The organism is Mycobacterium sp. 050128 (assembly GCF_036409155.1).
In the GTDB taxonomy this organism is placed as follows: Bacteria; Actinomycetota; Actinomycetes; order Mycobacteriales; family Mycobacteriaceae; genus Mycobacterium.
Window position 1 is genome coordinate 1637651 of the sequence record NZ_JAZGLW010000001.1, and the last position, 22616, is coordinate 1660266.

The 22616-nt window shown below is 66.9% G+C and carries 21 protein-coding genes; 7 read left to right on the forward strand and 14 right to left on the reverse strand.

Features of this window, described 5'->3' with window-relative positions; translation table 11 throughout:
- Positions 1-80: 80 nt before the first annotated feature.
- Positions 81-362 carry a WhiB family transcriptional regulator gene (locus SKC41_RS07905; RefSeq protein WP_096290650.1) on the forward strand — a complete coding sequence of 94 codons (282 nt, stop codon included), beginning with the start codon at positions 81-83 and terminating at the stop codon, positions 360-362.
- Positions 363-516: 154 nt separating this feature from the next.
- Here SKC41_RS07905 and SKC41_RS07910 read toward each other — a convergent pair whose 3' ends face one another.
- On the reverse strand, positions 517-957 hold the full coding sequence (locus SKC41_RS07910; RefSeq protein ID WP_330977121.1) for a nitroreductase family deazaflavin-dependent oxidoreductase: 441 nt from the start codon (positions 955-957) through the stop codon (positions 517-519).
- Positions 958-980: 23 nt separating this feature from the next.
- A complete protein-coding gene (locus SKC41_RS07915) occupies positions 981-1817 on the reverse strand; it encodes an NAD(P)H-binding protein (protein WP_330977122.1) in 837 nt (278 codons plus the stop codon).
- Between the two features lie 107 nt (positions 1818-1924).
- On the opposite strand from SKC41_RS07915, the gene sigI reads away from it, so the two are divergent.
- On the forward strand, positions 1925-2809 hold the full coding sequence (gene sigI, locus SKC41_RS07920) for an RNA polymerase sigma factor SigI (protein WP_330977123.1): 885 nt from the start codon (positions 1925-1927) through the stop codon (positions 2807-2809).
- A gap of 11 nt (positions 2810-2820) precedes the next feature.
- Here sigI and SKC41_RS07925 read toward each other — a convergent pair whose 3' ends face one another.
- Positions 2821-4074, reverse strand: coding sequence for a MinD/ParA family ATP-binding protein (locus SKC41_RS07925; RefSeq protein ID WP_330977124.1), 1254 nt, complete (start codon positions 4072-4074; stop codon positions 2821-2823).
- A gap of 659 nt (positions 4075-4733) precedes the next feature.
- Between SKC41_RS07925 and gltB the strand changes: the two genes are divergently transcribed.
- Positions 4734-9317, forward strand: coding sequence for a glutamate synthase large subunit (gltB, locus tag SKC41_RS07930; protein WP_330977125.1), 4584 nt, complete (start codon positions 4734-4736; stop codon positions 9315-9317).
- Entirely contained in the window at positions 9310-10776 is a 1467-nt protein-coding gene (locus SKC41_RS07935; RefSeq protein ID WP_330977126.1) for a glutamate synthase subunit beta, read from the forward strand. The genes gltB and SKC41_RS07935 overlap by 8 nt, the downstream gene beginning before the upstream one ends.
- A 342-nt stretch (positions 10777-11118) precedes the next feature.
- Here the strand turns inward: SKC41_RS07935 and SKC41_RS07940 are convergent, their stop codons facing one another.
- Positions 11119-11973, reverse strand: coding sequence for an LLM class F420-dependent oxidoreductase (locus SKC41_RS07940; RefSeq protein WP_330977127.1), 855 nt, complete (start codon positions 11971-11973; stop codon positions 11119-11121).
- 51 nt (positions 11974-12024) lie between these two features.
- On the opposite strand from SKC41_RS07940, the gene SKC41_RS07945 reads away from it, so the two are divergent.
- Entirely contained in the window at positions 12025-12456 is a 432-nt protein-coding gene (locus SKC41_RS07945; protein WP_330977128.1) for a hypothetical protein, read from the forward strand.
- A 75-nt stretch (positions 12457-12531) separates the two neighbouring features.
- On the forward strand, positions 12532-13536 hold the full coding sequence (locus tag SKC41_RS07950) for a PHP domain-containing protein (protein WP_330977129.1): 1005 nt from the start codon (positions 12532-12534) through the stop codon (positions 13534-13536).
- A 4-nt stretch (positions 13537-13540) separates the two neighbouring features.
- Here the strand turns inward: SKC41_RS07950 and SKC41_RS07955 are convergent, their stop codons facing one another.
- The 3 genes from SKC41_RS07955 to SKC41_RS07965 all read right to left on the reverse strand — a co-directional run bounded on the left by SKC41_RS07955 (position 13541) and on the right by SKC41_RS07965 (position 16309).
- The gene (locus SKC41_RS07955; protein ID WP_330978793.1) at positions 13541-14296 is read right to left on the reverse strand and encodes a YoaK family protein; all 756 of its coding nucleotides are present in this window, start codon (positions 14294-14296) and stop codon (positions 13541-13543) included.
- Positions 14297-14444: 148 nt separating this feature from the next.
- A complete protein-coding gene (gene dinB / locus SKC41_RS07960; RefSeq protein ID WP_330977130.1) occupies positions 14445-15644 on the reverse strand; it encodes a DNA polymerase IV in 1200 nt (399 codons plus the stop codon).
- Between the two features lie 23 nt (positions 15645-15667).
- Entirely contained in the window at positions 15668-16309 is a 642-nt protein-coding gene (locus SKC41_RS07965) for a TetR/AcrR family transcriptional regulator (RefSeq protein ID WP_330977131.1), read from the reverse strand.
- A 77-nt stretch (positions 16310-16386) separates the two neighbouring features.
- Between SKC41_RS07965 and SKC41_RS07970 the strand changes: the two genes are divergently transcribed.
- Positions 16387-17856: a flavin-containing monooxygenase gene (locus tag SKC41_RS07970; RefSeq protein WP_330977132.1), complete on the forward strand. Its 1470-nt coding sequence runs from the start codon at positions 16387-16389 to the stop codon at positions 17854-17856.
- Between the two features lie 3 nt (positions 17857-17859).
- Here SKC41_RS07970 and rraA read toward each other — a convergent pair whose 3' ends face one another.
- The 7 genes from rraA to SKC41_RS08005 form a co-directional block, all read right to left on the reverse strand.
- Positions 17860-18333 (reverse strand): ribonuclease E activity regulator RraA, encoded by a 474-nt coding sequence (gene rraA / locus SKC41_RS07975; RefSeq protein WP_330977133.1) that lies wholly within the window; start codon positions 18331-18333, stop codon positions 17860-17862.
- Positions 18333-18770: an Rv3852 family protein gene (locus tag SKC41_RS07980; protein ID WP_330977134.1), complete on the reverse strand. Its 438-nt coding sequence runs from the start codon at positions 18768-18770 to the stop codon at positions 18333-18335. The genes rraA and SKC41_RS07980 overlap by 1 nt, the downstream gene beginning before the upstream one ends.
- Before the next feature lie 106 nt (positions 18771-18876).
- Positions 18877-19389, reverse strand: a complete 513-nt coding sequence (locus tag SKC41_RS07985) for a copper resistance CopC family protein (RefSeq protein ID WP_330977135.1) — start codon at positions 19387-19389, stop codon at positions 18877-18879.
- On the reverse strand, positions 19386-20051 hold the full coding sequence (locus SKC41_RS07990; RefSeq protein WP_330977136.1) for a YcnI family copper-binding membrane protein: 666 nt from the start codon (positions 20049-20051) through the stop codon (positions 19386-19388). Before SKC41_RS07990 ends, SKC41_RS07985 begins: the two co-directional genes overlap by 4 nt.
- 15 nt (positions 20052-20066) lie before the next feature.
- Positions 20067-20723, reverse strand: a complete 657-nt coding sequence (locus SKC41_RS07995; protein WP_239721540.1) for a DUF6474 family protein — start codon at positions 20721-20723, stop codon at positions 20067-20069.
- Positions 20724-20845: 122 nt separating this feature from the next.
- Complete coding sequence (locus SKC41_RS08000; RefSeq protein ID WP_330977137.1) at positions 20846-21244, reverse strand: transcriptional regulator; 399 nt, start codon at positions 21242-21244, stop codon at positions 20846-20848.
- 455 nt (positions 21245-21699) lie between these two features.
- Positions 21700-22395 (reverse strand): TMEM165/GDT1 family protein, encoded by a 696-nt coding sequence (locus SKC41_RS08005; RefSeq protein ID WP_330978794.1) that lies wholly within the window; start codon positions 22393-22395, stop codon positions 21700-21702.
- Positions 22396-22616: the final 221 nt, after the last annotated feature.

Genomic DNA, 22616 nt, shown 5'->3' on the forward strand with positions numbered 1-22616 from the left:
TGTTGCATCGCGACGGTTAGTGCTATACCCTTTCGAGTCATAGGACGCAGAACTGCAACGCTTTCTGGAGGAACGTAGCGATGACCGCAACAACTCTGTACAACATCCCGTTGGGCGCGTGCACCCAGGACCCGGACCGCTGGACGACCGCTCCCGACGCCGAGGCCAAGGCCCTGTGCCGGGCTTGCCCCCGCCGGTGGCTGTGTGCCCGCGACGCCGTCGAGTCAGCCGGCGCCGAGGGCCTGTGGGCCGGCGTCGTGATTCCCGAGTCGGGCCGCCCGCGCGCCTTCGCTCTGAACCAATTACGGTCGCTGGCCGAGCGCAACGGGTACCCGGTGCGCGAGACCGCCAAATCGGCCTAATTCCCCCTTCCTGAGGCGTCCGCAGTTGAACGATGTCCAGGACCGGAGTGGAAACACCTGAGCGGCTCCATCTTTGGAGCGCCCCACTCGGATAGCCCGGACCGACGAATAGACAGCGCGAGAACCAGCCACGGTTCTCGCGCTGTCTTGCGTTTCAGGCCGGGTCGAACCGAAAGACGCAGAGACGCCCCGCCAGCGCCTCGAATTCGTCGGACGTCCCGTCGCGCACCATTCCCGAACGTTTGGCGAACGACACTCCAACCGGCACCTTCTTCGGAAACTCCCGCAGCACCGGACGCGCCTGTTCGGCCGTCAGTTCGACAATCCTGACTTCCCGGGATCGTCGACCCCGGGCCAGGGTGCCGGTACCCGCGGCCCGGGCGTTCGCCGCCCAGTCCGCGCCCGGGTAGCCCGCGACGACGTAGAGGCCGCCCTGAAATTCAAACGGCGTCATCGGGGTGCTGCGCGGTTGACCGGATTTGCGGCCGGGCACGGTGAGCACCATGGCGGGGCCGGTCGGTATCCCCAGTTTCTGCACCGCCATCATCACCTTGTTCATCGGCTTGAGGTAGCGCGGCGGCTGTGGTTCGGACATGTCGGAATCTCCTTTTCTGGGATCTAGCCCGTGTACAGGTCTCGGTGCTCGGACACCCACTGCGCGAAGGACTGTGGCGCTCGGCCGAGGATCTTCTCCGCGTCGTGCGTGACAAGTGCCGGATGGTCCATCGTTTCGGCGAGCATGGCCGTATACGCGTCGCCGAACTCGGCGCCGAAGCCCAAATCGATGAAGCGTTGCCGCACCGCCTCTGCCGGAATTTCGCGGTACTGCAGCCGGCGCCCCAGCACCGTGCCGATAATCCCCACCAGTTGTGTGTTGGTCAGCGCCTGGGGACCGGTCAACGGAACCCGTTGACCGACAAGCTCATCGCTGAGCAGTGCGCGCGCCGCGACAGCCGCGATGTCGCTCTCGACGATCGGTGCGGTCGATGCCGCGGCATACGGCCCGGCCACCACATCGCCGGCACGAATCTGTGCGGCCCACATCCCGGCGAAGTTCGTCGCAAAGACCGTCGGCCGCAGGCTTACCCATGCCAGGCCCGAGCCGACGGCCAGCTGCTCGACCTCGCGGTTGCGGTCACCGCGGAAGCGCGACGGCTGTCGTGAGAAGTCGTCATCGGCGTTGATCGCCGACAGTGCAACCAGTTTGGTGACTCCCGCGCGCCGGCATTCGGCCACGACGTCGGGGAGAGTTTCGCCGAGTGCACGCGAGTTCAAGAAGACCGCCGACGCTCCCGGCAGCGCTTCGCCCACCGAATCGAGCACCTCGACGGGCGAGGGAAATCCGGCGCGGTTCGGGGTGCGGGTGATGGCGCGCACCGATGCGCCCGCGGCGACGAGGTCGGCAACGAGGGGACGTCCGACATTGCCGGTCGCTCCGGTTACGACGATGGTCATGGTGTTCCTCCTGAAAGGTCGAAGATCTTCCTCAACGACGGGCGCGGAGGCGGGAAAGTTACAGTCGGTTCACGTAACTTTTTCCGGCACCAGATCGTCGATGTCTCATGAACCAGTCGCAGCCGCCCACCGACCAACTCGCCGATGCCTGGCGTCGTCACCGCCCCTACCTGGTCAACCTGGGGTATCAAATCCTCGGTGACGTCGGCGACGCCGAAGATGTTGCGCAAGAAGCATTTCTGCGTCTGTCGCGGACCGGGACCGACGAGGTCGACGACATCCGCGGCTGGCTCACCGTCGTCACGAGCCGGCTCTGCCTCGACCAGGTGCGCTCGGCGCGAACGCGCTACGAGCGGTTGACCGATCCCGACCATGGCGATCCCGGCGCCGACGTCGCCGAGTCGCGCAGCCTGGACCCGGCGGATCGGGTCACCCTGGACGACGAGGTCCGCGCCGCGTTGATGGAAGTCTTGCGACGGCTCAGCCCCGGCGAACGGGTCGCGTTCGTGCTGCACGACGTGTTCGGCGTCCCGTTCGAGACGATCGCCGAAACAGTGGGACGCCCGGTCGGCACCTGCCGTCAACTGGCGCGGCGTGCCCGCTCGAAATTCACTGCGGCGCAGCCGAAGGCCGGTGAAGTGGCCCCCGCCGAGCATCAGCTGGTCACCGAGAAATTCATCACCGCCTGCGCCAACGGCGACATCGCGGCGCTGACGGCTGTCCTGGACCCGACAGTCTGGGGTGTGGGCACCGTCCTTGCCGACCCGGCGCCGCCACCGCAGATCAACCATGGTCCGCAGGCGGTGGCCACCAACCTGATGCGCTATCTGGGGCCGGGCGTCACCCTGGTCAGCGGTCCCGCCGGGCAACCGGTGGTGCTCGCGTTCGCCGAGCGCCGGCTTTTCGCCGCCATCGTGTTGACGATGCGCGGCGCCCTCGTCACCAAGATCGAGGCGATCGCCGACCCGTCGGCGCGGATCGCGGCCGGCTGAAGCGCGACGGGTCAGCTCGCACGGTCGGGGCTCGTCCCGAAAAACCCGGCGATCAGCGCGGTGGCCTGCAGCAACTTGCGCCGGGTGGGGCGGCCCATCTCGTGCGTCACGTCGATGACGCCGCCGGGGCGCAGGTGCGGGTCGTAGGGGACCTCGACCACCGGCTGTCCGTGGTCGACGAACTCGCGGGCCAGCAGCGCCCGGGTGCGCTTGTCGGCGTGCCCGTCGGAGTCGTTGAGCACCACGATCGTGTTGTGCAGCAAGTCGGTCATGCCCTGATCCGACAGCCACTCCATGGTCCGGGCGGCCGCGGACGCCCCATCGGCCCACGGCGAGGACACCACGATCAGCGCATCGAGGTCGCGCAGCACTTCCTGGGTGACCGGTGAATCCATCGTCGAGCCGCAGTCGATGACCGAGATCGTGAAATAGCGATCCAGCCGCGACGCCGCCTCCCGGTAGATCGCGGGATCGAGCACCCGGCGGGGACCGGACGCCGGTTCGCCGGCGAGCACATGTAGGCCCACCGCGTTGCGGCCCACTCGCTCGGCGACATCGGTGAAGGTCTCGAGGTTCTTGTCGGCGGTCAATTCCCAGAACGAACTCGTCGACCGCGGATCGATCCTGCTGCTCAACCGGCCGAAGGCGGTATCGGCGTCGATTGCCACCACATGGTCCTGCCCGCGACGGAGCTCGGCGAACAGCGACCCGACACTGGCGGCGACGGAGGTCTTCCCGACACCGCCCTTACCCACGACGCCAACCTTGTGTTTGCCGCGGAAGGCGGTGCGGATGGTGGCTTCGAATTGGGCGTCCTGGAGTTGCGCGGGTGACGGACCCAGCTTGACGAGGCCAAAGGTGAGCAGCCGCAGGAGGCGCCGCCACCCGGTGTCTGGCACTTCGGGCCCGTCGGTCGGCACCAGGGCGCGCTCGGGTACCGGGATGACGGGTGCCGGAGTGGGAGCCGGCGGCTGTGCGGGTGGCCCGGCGGGTCGCACCGGGGGCGCGGGAGCGGCCTGCTGGCGCGGCTGTCCCACCGGCGGCTGTCCCACCGGTGGCTGACGCGGAGGTGGCGGCCCGGCGGGTGGCCGCGGCTGGGGCGACTGCGGTGGCCGTGGCGGAAACGACGGCGGCGGGGCGGGTCGCCGCGGCGCGGGAATCGCTGAGGGCGGCGCGCTTCGCTGGCCACTGGGAGGGGGACCGGCGGGGGTGCTGGGCCGGTCGGGCTGCAGACGGTCCCGCAGGAATTCGTCGCGCTCGTTCATGGGCTCCTCGGTGCCAGGCGATCGATCGTGGCGCGCTGGGCCGGCCGCAGCGGACCCGGCCCGTATCGGCCCAGTATCTCCCCACGCGCTCCTCATTTGTATCGCGCAAACTCGGTAGGCCCTAACGCGGTGCCGGTGTGACGGTTGGGGTCCCCGCCGGGCGTGCCGGTGCGCGATACGGGCGGCATGGCTGCCACGACTTATCGAGATCGGTCGCGCGGATGCGCGGTCGCACTGTGATCACGGCCATCCCCGCGCCGTCCGAAGGACGGCGTCACAGCAAACCCGATCCGGCGATCAGACCATGAGCGGCCCGTTTCGGGTCCGCGCTGTCGCGGGGGGATTGTCGGCGGTTAGAACACATTTGGCCGGGTTACCGATCGTTGCCGCAGCGAATTTACGTTGCCGCTAGCTGCCGGGTTAGACTTGTCCAAGTTGGCATGTCAGGCGGTTTTTGTCATATCGTTTTACGACTTGTCGAGACCGGGTACACGCCACCGTTCAGCGCCGCACGGACGATTCCCCCATCGGATCATTTTCCGCCTGGGGGACAGCCTATCGACAAGACCGAAGGGGTCGGCTCGCAACCTCCGGGTGCAGCCCCGTCGGAGCCACTTAAAACGGCCGCGCAGCAGGTTCTGGTGAAGAGGCAGGTGCATATGACGCCCACGCGCGTTGGGTTGTATAACCCCGCGTTCGAGCACGATTCGTGCGGGGTTGCCATGGTCGTCGACATGCACGGCCGACGGAGCCGCGACATCGTCGACAAGGCGATCACTGCACTGGTCAACCTCGAGCATCGTGGCGCCCAGGGCGCCGAGCCGCGCAGCGGTGACGGCGCGGGCATCCTGATTCAGGTCCCGGACGCATTCCTGCGCGAAGTCGTGGACTTCGAACTTCCCGCGCCGGGCAGCTACGCCACCGGTATCGCGTTCCTGCCGCAATCTTCCAAGGATGCCGCGGCCGCGTGCGCCGCGGTGGAGAAGATCGCCGAGTCCGAGGGCCTGACGGTCCTGGGCTGGCGCAATGTGCCCACCGACGACTCGTCGCTGGGTGCGCTGTCCCGCGACGCGATGCCCACCTTCCGGCAGGTGTTCATGACCGGCGCTTCCGACATGACGCTGGAACGCCGTTGCTACGTCGTGCGCAAGCGTGCCGAGCACGAACTCGGTACCAAGGGCCCGGGCCAAGACGGACCCGGCCGCGAAACCGTATATTTCCCAAGCCTTTCCGGTCAGACAATGGTTTACAAGGGCATGCTGACCACTCCGCAACTCAAGGCCTTTTACCTCGACCTGCAAGACGACCGGATGACCAGCGCGCTGGGCATCGTGCACTCCCGCTTCTCGACCAACACCTTCCCGTCCTGGCCGCTGGCGCACCCGTTCCGGCGTATCGCCCACAACGGCGAGATCAACACCGTCACCGGAAACGAGAACTGGATGCGCGCCCGTGAGGCGCTGATCAAAACCGACATCTTCGGGTCGGCCGACGACCTGGAGAAGTTGTTCCCGATCTGCACGCCGGGCGCATCTGACACCGCGCGCTTCGACGAGGCGCTGGAATTGTTGCACCTGGGCGGGCGCAGCCTGCCGCACGCGGTGCTGATGATGATTCCGGAGGCCTGGGAGCGCAACGAGACCATGGACCCGGCGCGGCGCGCCTTCTACGAGTACCACGCATCGCTGATGGAACCGTGGGACGGCCCGGCGTCGATGACATTTACCGACGGCACCATCGTGGGCGCCGTGCTGGACCGCAATGGCCTTCGCCCGTCCCGTATTTGGGTCACCGAGGACGGTTTGGTGGTGATGGCGTCCGAGGCGGGCGTCTTGGACCTGGACCCGTCGACGGTGGTGAAGCGGATGCGCCTGCAGCCGGGCCGGATGTTCCTGGTGGACACCACCCAGGGCCGCATCGTCTCCGACGAGGAGATCAAGGCCGAGCTGGCCGCCGAGCACCCGTATCAGGAGTGGCTCGACAAGAACCTGGTGCCGCTCGAGTCGTTGCCGCAGGGTACCTACGTGCGGATGGCGCACGATCGACTTGTCATGCGGCAGTTGGCCTTTGGCTACACCTACGAGGAGCTCAACCTGCTGGTGGCGCCGATGGTGCGCACCGGCGCCGAGCCGATCGGGTCGATGGGCACCGATACCCCGGTCGCGGTGCTCTCGCAGCGCCCCCGGATGCTCTACGACTACTTCCACCAGCTGTTCGCCCAGGTGACCAACCCACCGCTGGACGCCATCCGCGAAGAGGTGGTGACCAGCCTGCAGGGCACCACCGGCGGTGAGCGCGACCTGCTCAGCCCGGACGAGTACTCGTGTCACCAGATCATGCTGCGCCAGCCGATTCTGCGTAACCACGAGCTGGCCAAGCTGATCAACCTGAATCCCGATGACGCGGTCAACGGACGCCCACATGGCATGCGCTCCAAGGTGATTCGCTGTCTGTACCCGGTCGCCGAGGGTGGCGCCGGGCTGGCAGCCGCGCTGGAAGAGGTGCGTGCGCAGGCGTCGGCCGCGATCGCCGATGGCGCCCGGGTGATCATTCTGTCCGACCGCGATTCCAATGAGCAGATGGCGCCGATACCGTCGCTGCTCGCCGTCGCCGGCGTGCACCACCACCTGGTGCGCGATCGGACCCGCACCCATGTGGGTCTGGTCGTCGAATCCGGCGATGCCCGCGAGGTGCACCACATGGCGATGCTGATCGGCTGCGGCGCGGCCGCGGTCAACCCGTACCTCGCGTTCGAATCGGTTGAGGACATGCTCGACCGCGGCGTGATCGACGGGATCGACCGCGACAAGGCGCTGAACAACTACGTGAAGGCCGCCGGCAAGGGCGTACTGAAAGTCATGTCCAAGATGGGCATTTCGACGCTGGCCTCCTACACCGGTGCACAGCTGTTCCAGGCCATCGGGATCTCTGAGGACGTGCTCGACGAGTACTTCACCGGGCTGGCCTGCCCGACCGGCGGCATCACGCTGGACGACATCGCCACCGACGTCGCAGCGCGGCACGATCTGGCCTATCTGGACCGGCCGGACGAGCGCGCGCACCGCGAACTCGAGGTGGGTGGGGACTACCAGTGGCGCCGCGAGGGCGAGTACCACCTGTTCAACCCGGAGACCGTGTTCAAGCTGCAGCACGCCACCCGGACCGGGCAGTACAAGATCTTCAAGGACTACACCCGCCTGGTCGACGACCAGAGCGAGCGGATGGCGTCGTTGCGCGGACTGCTGAAGTTCCGCGGCGACGTGCGACCCCCGGTTCCGCTGGACGAGGTCGAACCCGCCAGCGAGATCGTCAAACGGTTCTCGACCGGAGCGATGAGCTACGGCTCGATCTCGGCCGAGGCGCACGAGACGCTCGCCATCGCGATGAACCGCCTGGGTGGGCGATCCAACAGCGGTGAGGGTGGCGAGGACGTCAAGCGTTTCGACCCCGATCCCAACGGGGACTGGCGCCGTAGCGCGATCAAGCAGGTCGCGTCGGCACGGTTCGGCGTCACATCGCACTACCTGACCAACTGTACCGACATCCAGATCAAGATGGCCCAGGGCGCCAAACCCGGTGAGGGTGGCCAACTTCCGGGGCACAAGGTGTACCCGTGGGTGGCAGACGTCCGGCACTCCACGCCCGGCGTGGGCCTGATCTCACCGCCGCCGCACCACGACATCTACTCGATCGAGGATCTTGCGCAGTTGATCCACGACCTGAAGAACTCCAACCCGTCGGCGCGGGTGCACGTCAAGCTGGTCTCCGAGAACGGCGTCGGCACGGTCGCGGCGGGTGTGTCCAAGGCACACGCCGACGTGGTGCTGATCTCCGGCCACGACGGCGGCACCGGTGCCACGCCGCTCACCTCGCAGAAGCACGCGGGTGCTCCATGGGAGCTGGGGCTGGCCGAGACGCAGCAGACCTTGCTGCTCAACGGATTACGCGACCGGATCGTCGTCCAGGTGGACGGACAACTCAAGACCGGCCGCGACGTGATGATCGGCGCGCTGCTGGGCGCCGAGGAGTTCGGCTTCGCCACCGCGCCGCTGGTCGTCGCGGGCTGCATCATGATGCGCGTCTGCCACCTCGACACCTGCCCAGTCGGTGTGGCGACCCAGAACCCGGTGCTGCGGGACCGCTTCACCGGCAAGCCGGAGTTCGTGGAGAACTTCTTCATGTTCATCGCCGAAGAAGTCCGGGAGTACATGGCGCAGTTGGGCTTCCGCACCTTCAACGAGGCAGTCGGCCAAGTGGGGTCGCTGGACACCACGCTGGCTCGAGCGCACTGGAAGGCACACAAGCTGGATCTGGCCCCGGTGCTGCACGAGCCGGAGTCCGCGTTCATGAACCAGGACCTGTACTGCAGCTCGCGTCAGGACCACGGGCTGGACAAGGCGCTGGATCAGCAGTTGATCGTGATGAGCCGCGAGGCGCTGGATTCGGGTAAACCGGTCCGGTTCTCCACCACCATCAGCAACGTCAACCGCACGGTGGGAACCATGCTCGGCCACGAGCTGACGAAAGCCTTTGGCGGCCAAGGCTTGCCGGATGGAACGATCGACATCACCTTCGACGGCTCCGCGGGCAACAGCTTCGGCGCTTTTGTGCCCAAGGGCATCACCTTGCGGGTGTACGGCGACGCCAACGACTACGTAGGCAAGGGCCTGTCGGGCGGCCGGATCGTGGTGCGGCCGTCGGACAATGCCCCGGTGGACTACGTCGCCGAGGAAAACATCATCGGCGGCAACGTGATCCTGTTCGGCGCCACCAGCGGCGAGGCCTTCCTGCGCGGTCTGGTCGGCGAGCGGTTCGCGGTCCGTAACTCCGGCGCCCATGCCGTGGTCGAGGGCGTCGGCGATCACGGTTGTGAGTACATGACCGGCGGCCGGGTGGTGATTCTCGGCCACACCGGGCGTAACTTCGCGGCGGGTATGTCCGGCGGTGTGGCCTACGTCTACGACCCCGGTGAGGAACTGCCGCAGAACCTGAACACCGAGATGGTGGACCTGGAGGCTCTCGACTCCGATGACGCCGAGTTCCTGCACGGCATCATCCAGGCGCACGTCGATGCGACGGATTCCGCGGTCGGCCAGCGGGTTCTGGCCGACTGGCACTCCGAGCAACGGCATTTCGCCAAGGTGATGCCCCGGGACTACAAGAAGGTGTTGCAGGCGATCGCCCAAGCGGAGCGCGACGGCGTCGATGTGGGCAAGGCGATTATGGCGGCGGCGCATGGCTGATCCAACCGGCTTCCTGAAGTACACACATCGGGAGCTGCCGCAACGCCGGCCTGTCCCGCTGCGGTTGAAGGACTGGAACGAGGTCTACCAGGAATTCAACGACGACACCCTGCGCGAGCAGGCGACTCGTTGCATGGACTGCGGTATTCCCTTCTGCCACAACGGTTGTCCGCTGGGCAACCTGATTCCGGAGTGGAATGACCTGGTGCGCAGGGGCCGGTGGCGCGACGCGATCGAGCGGCTGCACGCCACCAACAATTTCCCCGACTTCACCGGCCGGCTGTGTCCGGCACCGTGCGAGCCGGCGTGTGTGCTGGGCATCAACCAGGACCCGGTCACGATCAAACAGATCGAGCTGGAGATCATCGACCACGCCTTCGACCAGGGCTTCGTCGAGCCGAAGCCGCCGACCAAGCTGACCGGAAAGACGGTTGCCGTCATCGGTTCGGGTCCGGCCGGTTTGGCCGCCGCCCAGCAGCTCACCCGCGCGGGACACAGCGTCACCGTCTTCGAGCGGGCCGACCGCATCGGCGGATTGCTGCGCTACGGCATCCCGGAATTCAAGATGGAGAAACGCGTCCTCGACCGGCGGCTGGACCAAATGCGGGCCGAGGGAACCGAATTCCGGGCCGGCGTCAATGTCGGAGTGGACATCACCGCGCAGCAGCTGCTTGCCGACTTCGACGCGGTGGTGCTGGCCGGCGGTGCCACCGCCTGGCGTGACCTGCCGATCCCGGGACGGGAACTAGACGGCATCCACCAGGCGATGGAGTACCTGCCGTGGGGCAACCGCGTGCAGGAGGGCGACGACGTGCTGGGCCCGGACGGGCAGCCGCCGATCACCGCCAAGGGCAAGAAGGTCGTCATCATCGGCGGCGGCGACACCGGAGCCGACTGCCTGGGCACCGCGCACCGGCAGGGCGCGGCGAGCGTGCACCAGTTCGAGATCATGCCGCGGCCCCCGGAGGAGCGCGCCGAGTCCACCCCGTGGCCGACCTACCCGCTGATGTACCGGGTCTCGTCCGCGCACGAAGAGGGCGGCGAGCGGGTGTTCTCGGTCAACACCGAGGAGTTCGTCGGCAAGGACGGCCACGTCACCGCGCTCAAGGTTCACGAAGTGACGATGCAGGACGGCAAGTTCGTCAAGGTCGAGGGCTCCGAGTTCGAGCTCGAGGCGGATGTGGTGTTCCTGGCGATGGGCTTCGTCGGTCCGGAGAAGTCGGGTTTGCTCACCGACCTCGACGTGAAGCTCACCGACCGCGGCAACGTCGCGCGCGGGGCCGATTACGAGACCTCAGTGCCCGGCGTTTACGTTGCCGGAGACATGGGCCGGGGCCAGTCGCTGATCGTCTGGGCGATCGCCGAGGGTAGGGCCGCCGCGGCGGGTGTGGACCGGTATTTGATGGGGTCAACCGCGCTTCCCGCGCCCATCAAGCCGACGGCCGCACCGCTTCAGTAGTCACACCAGTCACACGAGAAACACGCCGAGAATCGCCCGGCGCGTCTCCCGTAGTTTGCCAGGCTGCGGGTGTCTAATAACGACCTGTGCGCTTCGTCACAACGGGGCCACGGTTAAACAGATCGATCGCAGGAGTGGTCACTGTGCATGTGAACCCAGTACCTAGTTCGCGGGTGGGGCGAATGGCCTGGTCATTGTTCCGTCACCCCATGAAGAGCCGCGAGTTTCCCGCTAAGCAAGAGCGCCTGGTAACCGCCCAGGAGCTGTTGCTGTTCGGGACATAACAACCCGACCTATCTATCGGCGATTCCACCGCCAGTTTGCTCGGCGGCACGGAATCGTTCATTTCGCCGACAGCAACCCCGAATCCCGGATCGCCTCAGCCAGGGGCTCCAGGACGGCCGGGTCGTGCGGCGGCGGTAGGTAGACGATTCCGAGGTCGAGTCCCTCGGCCCCGAGCCCGGCCGCGGTCTCGATGACCTGTCCGTAGTCGAGGTCGTCGCCGAGGCGAACGTGCGCCGACATGGTGATCTCCTTCGGGTCGCGCCCGATGTCCGCGCAGCGCGCCGCCAGCACGTCACGCTTACGCGCGAACTCCTCGGGCGTCCCGCCGGCGAAGTTCCAGTGCTGGGCGTAGCGCGCGGTCAGCGGCAGCGTGCGCTTCTCGCCGCTGCCGCCGATGCAGATGGGCGGGTGCGGGCGCTGCGGGCCCTTGGGTTCGTTGCGCGCGTCCTTGAGTTGGTAATACTTGCCGTCGAAGTTGGTGGTCTGCTCACTGAGCAGGCTGATCAGCACCTGACAGGCTTCCTCGAACCGGTCGAACCGTTCCCTGATGCTGCCGAGTTCGATGCCGTAGGCGCCGGACTCCTCCTCGTTCCAGCCGGCGCCGATCCCGAGTTCGAGCCGTCCGTTGGAGATGATGTCGAGGGCGGCGGCCATGTTCGCCAGGACCGCTGGGTGGCGGTAGTGGATGCCGGTGACCAGGGTGCCCAACCGCAGCCGTCTGGTGGCCTGCGCCAGCGCGGTCAGCGTGGTCCAGCCCTCCAGGCACGGGCCGGTGCTGTCGGAAAAGATCGGGTAGAAGTGGTCGAACGTCCATCCGGACTCGAAGACGTCGATGTCGTCGGCTGCCTGCCAGACGGCGAGCATCCCGGCCCAGGTGGTGTTTTGCGGTGAGGTTTTGAACGCGAATCGCATGCCATCGACGCTAGTCGAAATTTATGAAGCGCAACTAAACTCGTGCGCGCGATGAGTACTGCCCTCGGGATCGACACCAAGATCACCCTGCTGTCCGCCGGCCTGATCTTTTTGCTCGCACTGGTGCTCGGAGTCTGGAAGTACCGGCAGATCATGACGTCCGAGGATCACCGGGCGCATCCCTACGTCGACATCGCCCACCGGGCTGCGTTGCTCTACTCGTTCGCGACGCTGTTGCTCGCGGTCTTCGTCGAGCTCAGCGCCTGGCCCACCTGGATCAACCTGACCGCGGCGATGGTGGTCGTGTTCTTCTTCGTGGCGGCGATCGCCGCCTACATCGAACACGGCGCGCGGCGCGACACGGTCAACCAATTCGAGAAGCCGGTGCGCGGGACCGGGGTGGCGATGGCCATGCTGATCGTCGGCGAGATCGGCGGATTTTCGGTGGTTTTCGCCGGCTTCATCGCCGGGCAGCTGTGGTGAGCGGGCAGGTGTGGCGATGATCTTCGGCACCCGGCTCGGCGGCGCGGGCAGTCATCGCGCAGGCACACTGGAGCCATGGACCCGGTAGTCGCTCTTCGGCAGATCGCCTACTACAAGGACCGCAGCCGTCAGGACCCTAAACGCGTGATGGCGTATCGCAACGCGGCCGACATCGTCGAGGCGCTCGACGACGCCGAGCGTGAGCGACATGGGCAGGCCAACAGCTGGCAGACGTTGCCGGGCATCGGACCCAAGACCGCGAAGGTCATCGCCCAGGCCTGGGCCGGCCGTGAGCCGGACGCACTGGCCGAATTGCGATCCGAGGCAACAGATCTCGGTGGCGGCGAGGTGCGCAGCGCGCTGCGCGGAGATTTGCATCTGCACTCGAACTGGTCGGACGGGTCGGCGCCGATCGAGGAGATGATGGCCACCGCGGCCGCGCTGGGGCATGAATACTGCGCGTTGACCGATCACTCGCCGCGACTGACGATCGCCAATGGCCTGTCGCCGGAGCGGTTGCGTAAACAGCTCGACGTGATCGACGGGTTGCGGGACGCGTTCGCGCCGATGCGCATCCTCACCGGTATCGAGGTCGACATCCTCGAGGACGGCACCCTGGATCAGGAGCCCGAACTGCTGGAACGCCTCGACGTCGTCGTGGCCAGCGTGCACTCCAAGTTGTCGATGGATTCGGCGGCCATGACACGCCGGATGGTGCGCGCGGTCTCCGACGGGCACGCCGATGTGCTGGGCCACTGCACGGGCCGCCTGGTTTCCGGCAACCGGGGCATCCGGCCGGAATCGAAGTTCGACGCCGAGAAGGTCTTCACCGCTTGTCGCGACCACGGCACCGCGGTGGAGATCAACTCCCGCCCCGAACGCCGCGACCCGCCGACCCGGCTGCTCGACCTGGCGCTGGAAATCGGCTGCGTGTTCAGCATCGACACCGACGCGCACGCGCCCGGCCAGCTCGATTTCCTGGGGTACGGCGCCCAACGCGCCCTGGACGCCGGCGTTCCGGTCGACCGGATCGTGAACACCTGGCCGGCCGACAAGCTGCTGGCGTGGACGGGATCCTAGGGCCTCAGACCCGCGCGGGTTCGGCGTCGTCGGGAACCGGCTCCGCGTTGGTGTTGCGGCCGTGCAGCACATTGGCACCGGCCACCACCGCGCACGTGGCGGCCGGTATCAGCAGCGAGTATCCGCCCAGGTGCGAGCCGAACACGATCCCGGCGATGCCGCCGCCGAGGAACAGCAACAGCGTGGTCACCAGGATCGCGGCCTTCCACTTCTGGATCCCGTTTTGCCGAGCGCGGCCCAGCATCAGCCCGAGATCGGTCACGGTCCCGGTGAAGTGAGTGGTGCGGATCGGCATCCCGCGGAAGCTGGAGGTCATCGCGTTTTGCAGCCCAAGCGCAGCGGCGGCGAACATCGCCTGGACCGCGGTCAGTTCGACCCCGACCGCTTCGATCTGCGCCTTGACGAAAGTGTCTTCCACGCCCGCGGCGGCCAGCACCAGCAGTGCCGCCTCGGTGATCAGCACGATGGCATGGCGCCGGCCCGCGAGAGCTTCGGTGGGTGCGAGAACCGCCCCGGCCGTCGTCGCGCCCGCCAGGAAGCCGAACAGGATGGCGGCGAGCACATGGCCCTCGTAGAGCCAGGGATTGGCGGTGTTCATGCCGAGCTGGGTGGTGATCGCGGTGAGGTTGCCGACCGGCAACGCCAAGATCAGCAGGGCGACCGCGTTGACGAAGCCCGCCGACAACGCGAGTACCGCGCTGTAACCGAGCAGGAGGCCTTCGCGAGGCAGGCCACTGTCGCGGGCGTGCTCCGGCGGCACGTGTTCAGGCACTCGCTTTCCCCCCTCGGTTTGTTGCCAGCTTACAAACGCGCCGGCGGGCCCGCCCGGCGCGCGCGTCATCTCAAACAAAGCTCATATCAACGAAACAGCATGGGCTGGAAGCACATTGGTGAAGCGGAGAACGCAGTCAGTCGGGTAGTCGCGGCATCTCTATACCCGAATCGCGCCCGATCAACACCCCGCGCGTCAGAGCGGATTTGCCGAAGCGGTCCCGGACCTGGTCGACCGCGGCGTCGACCGCGAGTGAATCTTCTTGAAACGGCAGCATCAGCTGCTGGGCCCCACTGCGATCGATGCCCGACACCGCGAAACCGACCAGCGTCAAGCCGCGTTGAGCAATCGCGGGTGCGGCCGAGGCGACCAGTTGGCGGGCGGCGGCCAGGATCGGCTGCGTCGACGACGTCGCCCACGGCAGGGTGTGCGACCGGCTGGCCCGGGTGAAGTCGTCGAACCGCAGGCGCAGCACCACGGTGCGACCCGTGCGCCCGGCGGCGCGCATCCGGGCCGTGATGCGGTCGATCAGGTTGACCACGACCGCGTCGATCTCGTTGGGCGACATGTGATTTCCGGCGCGGCCCAACGCGCGCTGGGCACCGACGGACCGGCGTCGCACGCCGGTGTCGACGCGGCGCCGGTCGATATTGCGCGACAGCGCATACAGTTGGCGGCCCATCGCACGGCCGAGCAGTGAGGCCAGCGTCGACTCGCTGAGCTCGGCGACATCGGCCACCGTCGTGATGCCGTAGCCGTTCAACTTGTCTGCGGTCACCGCGCCCACGCCCCACAATCGGCGCACCGGCAATGGCCGCAGGAACGCCAGCTCCCGATCGGGCTGCACCAGCAGCAGCCCATCCGGCTTGGCCTCCTGGCTGGCGACCTTGGCCAGGAATTTGGTGCGGGCGATGCCGACGGTGATGGGCAGGCCGACCCGGTCCCGCACGTCCACCCGCAGCCGTTCGGCGATCTCGACCGGCGTCCCCGAGACCCGGCGCAGGCCGCCGACGTCGAGGAACGCCTCGTCCACCGACAGCGGCTCGACGATGGGTGTGGCGTCGCGGAACACCTCGAAGACGGCGTCGCTGGCCCGCGAATAGGCCGACATGCGCGGCGGCACCACGACGGCGTCGGGACACAGGCGCCGGGCCTGCCGGCCGCCCATCGCGGTGCGCACGCCGTACGCCTTGGCCTCGTAGCTGGCGGCCAGCACGACGCCGCCGCCCACAATCACCGGGCGACCTCGCAGCGTCGGGTCGTCACGCTGTTCGACCGACGCGTAGAACGAGTCCAGGTCCGCGTGCAGGATGGATGCATCACACCGCACGAACATATGTTCGCACGCGGCTGTGACAGCTAGCCGGATTCGCCGTAGATGGCGCTGACCCAGATGTGGGTGAGGGTGTCGACGACTCGCTCGGCTTCCACCGCGGGTGTTTCGGCGGACAGCGCGGCCATCATTGTGCGTTCGTTCATCTGGTTGAGCGACGTCGCCAGGTCCGCGGCCGGGATGGTGTCCGGGGCGGCGCCGCGTTCCCGCTCGGCCGCGATCATGGCAGCCGTCTGATCGATCCATTTCTGCATGAACCCCGCCCACACCGTCCGCAGCTCGGAGCTGGTGGCCAGTGCCTCGGTGGCGGTCCGAGCCACCGCGCGATGGGTGCTGAACTCGGTGAAGAACGCTTTGATGCCGTTGCGCCACACCCGGCGCGGGTCCGCCGGGAGCCGCTGCACCGCTCCGTCGAACTCGGAATCGGCCCGCGCGATCACCGGCTCGAGCAGCGACAGCAGCACCGCTTCTTTGGACTTGAAATAGAAGTAGAACGTCGGACGCGAGATGCCGGCGCCTTTTGCCAAGTCATCGACCGAGATGTCGGCGAGGGAACGCTCCTCGAGCAGCCGCTCGGCCGTCGCGAGGATGGCCTGCTCGCGGTCGTCGCCCGAGGGACGCAGAGCGCGGCGGCCGCGCAGGGCGCGAGTCTGACCGGCAGTTGTCACCCCTGCTACTTTACACACGGTTGAGATTTTCGACAGTGTGTTGACTAGCTCGACGCGGCGTTGATAGCGTGGCTCCCATGACTGAGCACCTGGACGTCGTCATCGTGGGCGCCGGCATCTCCGGCGTGAGCGCGGCCTGGCACCTGCAGGACCGCTGCCCGACGAAGAGCTACGCCATCCTGGAACGCCGCGACGATCTCGGCGGCACCTGGGACCTGTTCAAATACCCGGGCATCCGGTCCGACTCGGACATGTTCACCCTGGGGTTCCGGTTCAAGCCGTGGCGCTCGGCGAAGTCGATCGCCGAGGGCGCCGACATCAAGGCCTACATCAAGGAAGCCGCGGTCGAGAACAGCATCGACCGGCATATTCGCTACCGCCATCGCGTGGTGGCCGCCGATTGGTCCGACGCCGACAATCGCTGGACCTTGACCGTCGAGAACGACGGCCAACAGCGCGAGATCACCGCATCGTTCGTGTTCGCCTGCACCGGCTACTACAACTACGACGAGGGATATTCGCCGACGTTCCCCGGCGCCGAAGACTTCGAGGGCACGATCGTTCATCCGCAGCACTGGCCCGAGGACCTCGACTACGCGGGCAAGAAGATCGTCGTCATCGGCTCCGGTGCGACCGCGATAACCCTGATTCCGGCGCTGGTGAACTCCGGCTCCGGCCATGTCACGATGTTGCAGCGTTCACCGACCTACATAGGTTCGCTGCCCTCGGTCGACCCGTTCGCCGTGCGGTTCAACCGCTGGCTCCCGGCCGGCCTAGCGCACATCGCGAACCGCTGGAAGGCGATCGTCTTCAGCACCTTCCAATACCAGCTCGCCCGGAAGCGCCCCGCCTATATGCGCAACTTGCTGATGACGATGGCGCAGCGGCGGCTGCCGAAAGGCTACGACGTCGAGAAGCACTTCGGGCCGAGCTACAACGTGTGGGACCAGCGGCTGTGTTTGGCCCCCGACGCCGATTTCTTCCGGACCATCCGGCACGGCAAGGCCGACGTCGTCACCGACACCATCGACCGGTTCACCAAAACCGGAATCAAGCTCTCCTCGGGTGAGGAGCTGCAGGCCGACATCATAGTCACCGCAACGGGTTTGAACATGCAACTGCTGGGCGGCTTGCAGCCGACCCGCAACGGCGAGGCCTTCGATCTGACCTCGCTGATGACCTACAAGGGCTGCATGTTCTCCGGGGTGCCGAACTTCGTCATCACCTTCGGGTACACCAACGCGTCGTGGACGCTGAAGGCCGACCTCGTTTCCGAATTCGCCTGTCGTCTGCTGAACTACATGGACGCCAAGGGCTTTGACAACGTGGAGCCACAGCATCCCGGCAGTGATGTTGACGAGCTGCCGTTCATGGACTTCAGCCCCGGCTATTTCCAGCGTTCGATGCACTTGCTGCCCAAATCGGGTTCGCGCGCTCCGTGGCGGCTCAAACAGAACTACCTGTTCGATATGCGGACCATCCGGCGCGGCAAGGTCGACGACGACAGCTTACGATTTACGAATAAACTTGCGCCGGTACCGGTTTAGCCGCTAAACGACGACGATGCCGTCGTCGTCGCTGTATGCGATCTCGCCGGGCACAAACGTCACACCGCCGAGGCTGATCTCGACGTCGCGCTCACCGACGCCACTTTTGCTGCTCTTGCGGGGATTGGTGCCCAGCGCCTTGATGCCGATGTCGATGCCGCGCAATGCGGCGGCGTCGCGCACCGCGCCGTTGACGATCAGCCCCGCCCAGCCGCTGGAGCGGGCGAGTTCGGCGATCAGGTCTCCAACCAGCGCGCTGTGCAGCGAGCCGGCACCGTCGATCACCAGCACTCCGCCCGCACTCGGTTGTGACAGTACGGATTTCAGCAGCGCATTGTCCTCGAAACAGCGCACGGTGCTGATCGGTCCGGCGAATTCGGCGCGGCCGCCGAACTGGCGGAACTGAAGGTCGCAGCTGCGTACGTCGGGCCCGATTCGGTCGACGAGGTCGGCCGTCGCCTCGAATGACACGCTCATCAGCGGCGCCGCAGCTGCCGAATCAGCAAGATCGCGAGCAGGCTCAGCACGACGGCGACCACGAGTGGCAACGTCGACGAGCCGGGTACCGACTGCGGAATATTCGCGGATACCGGGTTGTTGGCGCCGTCCACCGTGGACTTCGCCTGTGCCGCGATATCTTTGGCGGCAGCGGCAATTTCACCATTGGGCGGCTGTGGATCCTGCTGCACCGCTGGCGGTTTCGGGGGCGTGGGCGCGGGGCTCTTGGCGGGCGCCTTCTTCGCGGGTGCTTTCTTGGCCGGGGCCTTCTTTGCGACGGCCTTTTTCGCAGGAGCCTTCTTGGCCGGTGCTTTCTTCGCGGGTGCCTTTTTGGCGGCCTTGGCGGGGGTCGTCTTCTCCGGCGGCGTCGCTGCGCCGTTGGCCTCGCTGTCGGGTTGATCTTGAGGGTCTGCCATGCGGCCGCTCCTTCGCAGCTTTCTCTCGGCCATTGTTAGCGCCACCAAAAGTTACTCGGACCCCATCATGCCAGCACGGGCGATCGCACCCCGCCGACCAGGTCGGTCAGGGCTTGCGGCGCAGGGTCAGCAACAGACCCGCGCCGACGATCGCTCCGGCCATCGCGACGAACGGCCAGACGGGGATGCTGTGGCCGCCGTCGCCGGCAGCGGCCGCGGGTCCCGGGGTGCCGGTACCGGCCACCGTCAGCCGGAACGACCACGACCCGGACACCACATGGCCATCGGCGGACGTCACCCGGTAGTTGACCGTGTAGGTGCCGGTCGGTCCGAGGGGGCGCAGCGCGATGCCGACGATCGCGCCCTGCACCGTGGTGTTTCCGGTGGACCAGACATTGCCGTCGGGTCCGACGACGGTCATGGCCGCGAACGTGGTCTGCAATCGCTCGTTGAAGGTGGCACTCACCCGGCTCGGGCCGGTCGCGAGGACCGCATCGTCGGCGGGGTCGGCGGACACCCGGGCGGCGTGTGCCGACGCGACCTGTGCGGTCAGCGTCGCGGTAGACAGCAAGGCGGCGAGCAGCAGGCCGACCCAGGCGACGACGGCCAGCCGCCTCATGTCCTGGGACGGCGGACCAGCACCAGGGCGATGCCCAGCGCGGCGATGACCAGGGCGGCTCCGCCCAACACCCGCGCGATGTTGTCCCCCGAGAGCGAGGCGCCGTCGTGGTCGGTGGGCATTCCCGAATGGTGGTGCTCATGCGGGGCGCCCGACCCGGCGCCGAGGGTCAGCGTGGGCACCGGATGCTCGGGCTCACTGCCGCCGGCCAGCGGCTGCTGATCCCACTTGACGACCGTCCCGTCGGCGTAGGTCTGGGTGGCCGGGAAGTTGACGATATCGGTGTCGGGCAGTTTCACCGAGATCCGGAACAGCGCGAACTGGTCGATTCCGATCCCGCCGCCCGGTGCCGCCGTCCAGGTCACCGATCTCACGACGCCGGATGCCGTGTCACGGTCGAGCTTGGCCGTCCACCCGGGCATGGCTTCGGTGCGCGCGGATGCGACGTCGGGAAGCGCGACGCTCAGTGCCGTGGTCGCGGCGCCCTTGTCGGATTCGTTGGGTACCTCAAAGGTCACGATCGCCATGGCGCCCCGGACCGCGTTGTCGGCGCTGGCATGGACGTGCGCCCACGCGGTGGCGCTCCCGGAGCCGACGAAGAGCGCGGCGACAGCGGAGACGACAAAAAGGGAGCGCAACATCCACCTGTCGCGGAATGGCATGTCAGCACACTACTTTCAGGTCAGTCCGAGCCGAGCCATCAGATCTGCTTCGATGCCGTCGAGTTGCGAGGAGATCGCCGAGTGCGCGGCGCGCCGGCGCGCGGCCGGCATGTTCTCCGCGGCGGTGACGGCCGCCGACAAATCGGTGAGCCGCTCGGAGATGGCGGCCACGAACTGCTTGGTCTCGGCGTCCTTGGGTTTTTTGTCCTGCACCATTCGTAAAGACTTTTCCGAGCCGGCGATCCGCGCCGACAGCTGGGCGCCGTGCCCGGAGAACTGGCCGATCTGCGCCAGCGGGATCCCGAGTTGGTCCGCGCGACGCTGGTCGATCATCGCGCGGGCGGCCATCGCCGCCCGGTAGATCACCGGCGTCAGGATCGGTGCCAGCAGCCGCGACACCGTCAGCACCCGGCGGATCCGCGTCGGCGACAGCACCTTGCCTTCCCGCGCCGCCTTGAGCTCGGTCTCGGCGACTTTCAACGCCGCGCGGTCGCTGTCGCGCTGCGACTTGATCTGCGCCTTGAGCGCCTTGTCGGCCGCCCGTCGATCGGCCTTCAATCGGCGCACCTGGTTCTTGGCGTCGAGCTTGGCTTCCAGCTTGGCGCGGGCCTTGATCGCTCGGGCTTCGGCACGACGCGTGGCGCGAGTCTTTCGCTTGCGAAACAGGCCCATTCCCGGCCGCCTCCCGGTGTCTCGTGGACTATCGCTGTCGCGTGTACGCGCGATCCGTGAGCAACCCTAATCGGAACAGCTCGACGGCAGCCCAACAGGGCGGGCTGCGCCCAGGCAACGGGCTACGCGTCGAGGTGTTCGGCGCGGCGCAGTTCGTTGACGCGCTCCACGATGTCCTGCTGCGCTTGAGGAGACAACCCGGCGGCGCGCTGCGCGATGCGACGCACACCGTCGTCGCGCATCGCGGACATCCAGACCAGCTCCTTGTCGAGCTTTTCGTAGTACTCGTCGTCGGTGAAGTAGGCCGACTTGATCCGGAAGAAGTTGGCCAGGGCGGCCATCGTCGCCGACGACGGGTTCGTGCGATTGCCGGAGCGTAGCTGCGACAGGTAGGGAGCCGACATCGTGATGCCCTCCGCCTTGAGTGCCGCGATCACCTCCGCTGAGGTGTGCGGTCCGCGCCCGGGTGGATACACCGTGTCGAACAAGCGGTTCAGGCGGGCGGAAAACGTCGTGCTCATCGATATGACCTCCACTGGGCTGTAGAAGCGAAACTATTACCTATGTGTATTTGCTGACCATGGTAGCGAGTGATTGAGTCCGCAACCAGGTGCAAAGGGGTGCGGGTTCGCTGGTGGCGGCCCAAGAGTTCGCTGCATCCACACGTGACGAGCGTCCAACTAAATGACGGTAGTGTCCATAAAGCGAACAAAACTCACAGGTTATCCGCAGAAAGCAAGTCTGATAGCCGGACGCTTCCGGGCGCTGCCGATGGGTAGCGCCGCGGCCGGCCAGATGGTGTCGGGCGGATATCTCGCAACGGACTGGTAGCGAGAACCTATCGAAAGCCTACTTTGCTGTCTGGTCTGATTTTTGTCACCCTAAGAGGGGAAGGGTGCAGCAAACGGCCCTCAGAGATACCTCTGGGGGCGACTGCCGGGCTCGGCCGGCTTCCGCGGGGCGGCGTCGCTGCGCCTTAGACGGTCTCCGGGGACCTCCCCGCATACGAGGCCTCGATGCGGCGCCGTCGCAGTGTTTGCGCCGTCGCCGCGGATACGGCGGCCAACGCCACCGCCGCGGTCACAGCGATGGCCACCGACCGCCGGCCCAGCGCGCCGTCGAACAGCATCCACAGGCCGAACTCAAGGAACAGCATGCCGGCCACCGCGTGCAGCAGCTGCTGGGGCAGGCGGCGGTGCAACAGCACCCCGGCGCCGATCGCCAGCACGTCGGCCAAGACCATGCCCAGGGTGCTACCGACCCAGACGCCGACCCAGTCGTGATCGCCGGCCAGCGTCACCGTCGCCAGCGTCGTCTTGTCACTCATTTCGGCGAGTGCGAACGACGACACCACGGTCAGCAATACGAAGCGGGGTTCGCGCGCATTAGGCACCTCTTGGTCGTCGGCGCCGCCCTCGCGCCAGGCCCACCCGGCGAAGATCAGGAACGCGACCGCGGACGCGAAGGCCATCGGGCGTGCCGGCAGCGTGGTGCCGAGGAAGTGGCCGACGGCAACCGAGACCCCATGCACCAGCAACGCCGCGAGCGTCACCGCGGGCAGCACCACCCACCATTTGAAGCGCAACGCGTACGTCATCGTGATGAGTTGAGACCTGTCGCCGAGTTCGGCAAGGAAGACCACGCCAAGGCTCAAGAGTGTGGCGGCAAGCATTTGGTGACCTTTCGACGCGTCGTTGACAACCGCTGTGGTCATCGAACACCGGTCGAAGGTCTCGCCCACCGCTCCGTTGGGACCGGTTCGTCGGCCGGGCTATTCGCCAGTATGTCGACACGCCGATTCGGGGCTACTCCCCTTCGCTAACCGTCTCAGGCTAGCGGGCAAATCGGGGGCGCGCCAGGACGGCACCAAAGTTCGGATACCCGTATCTGCGG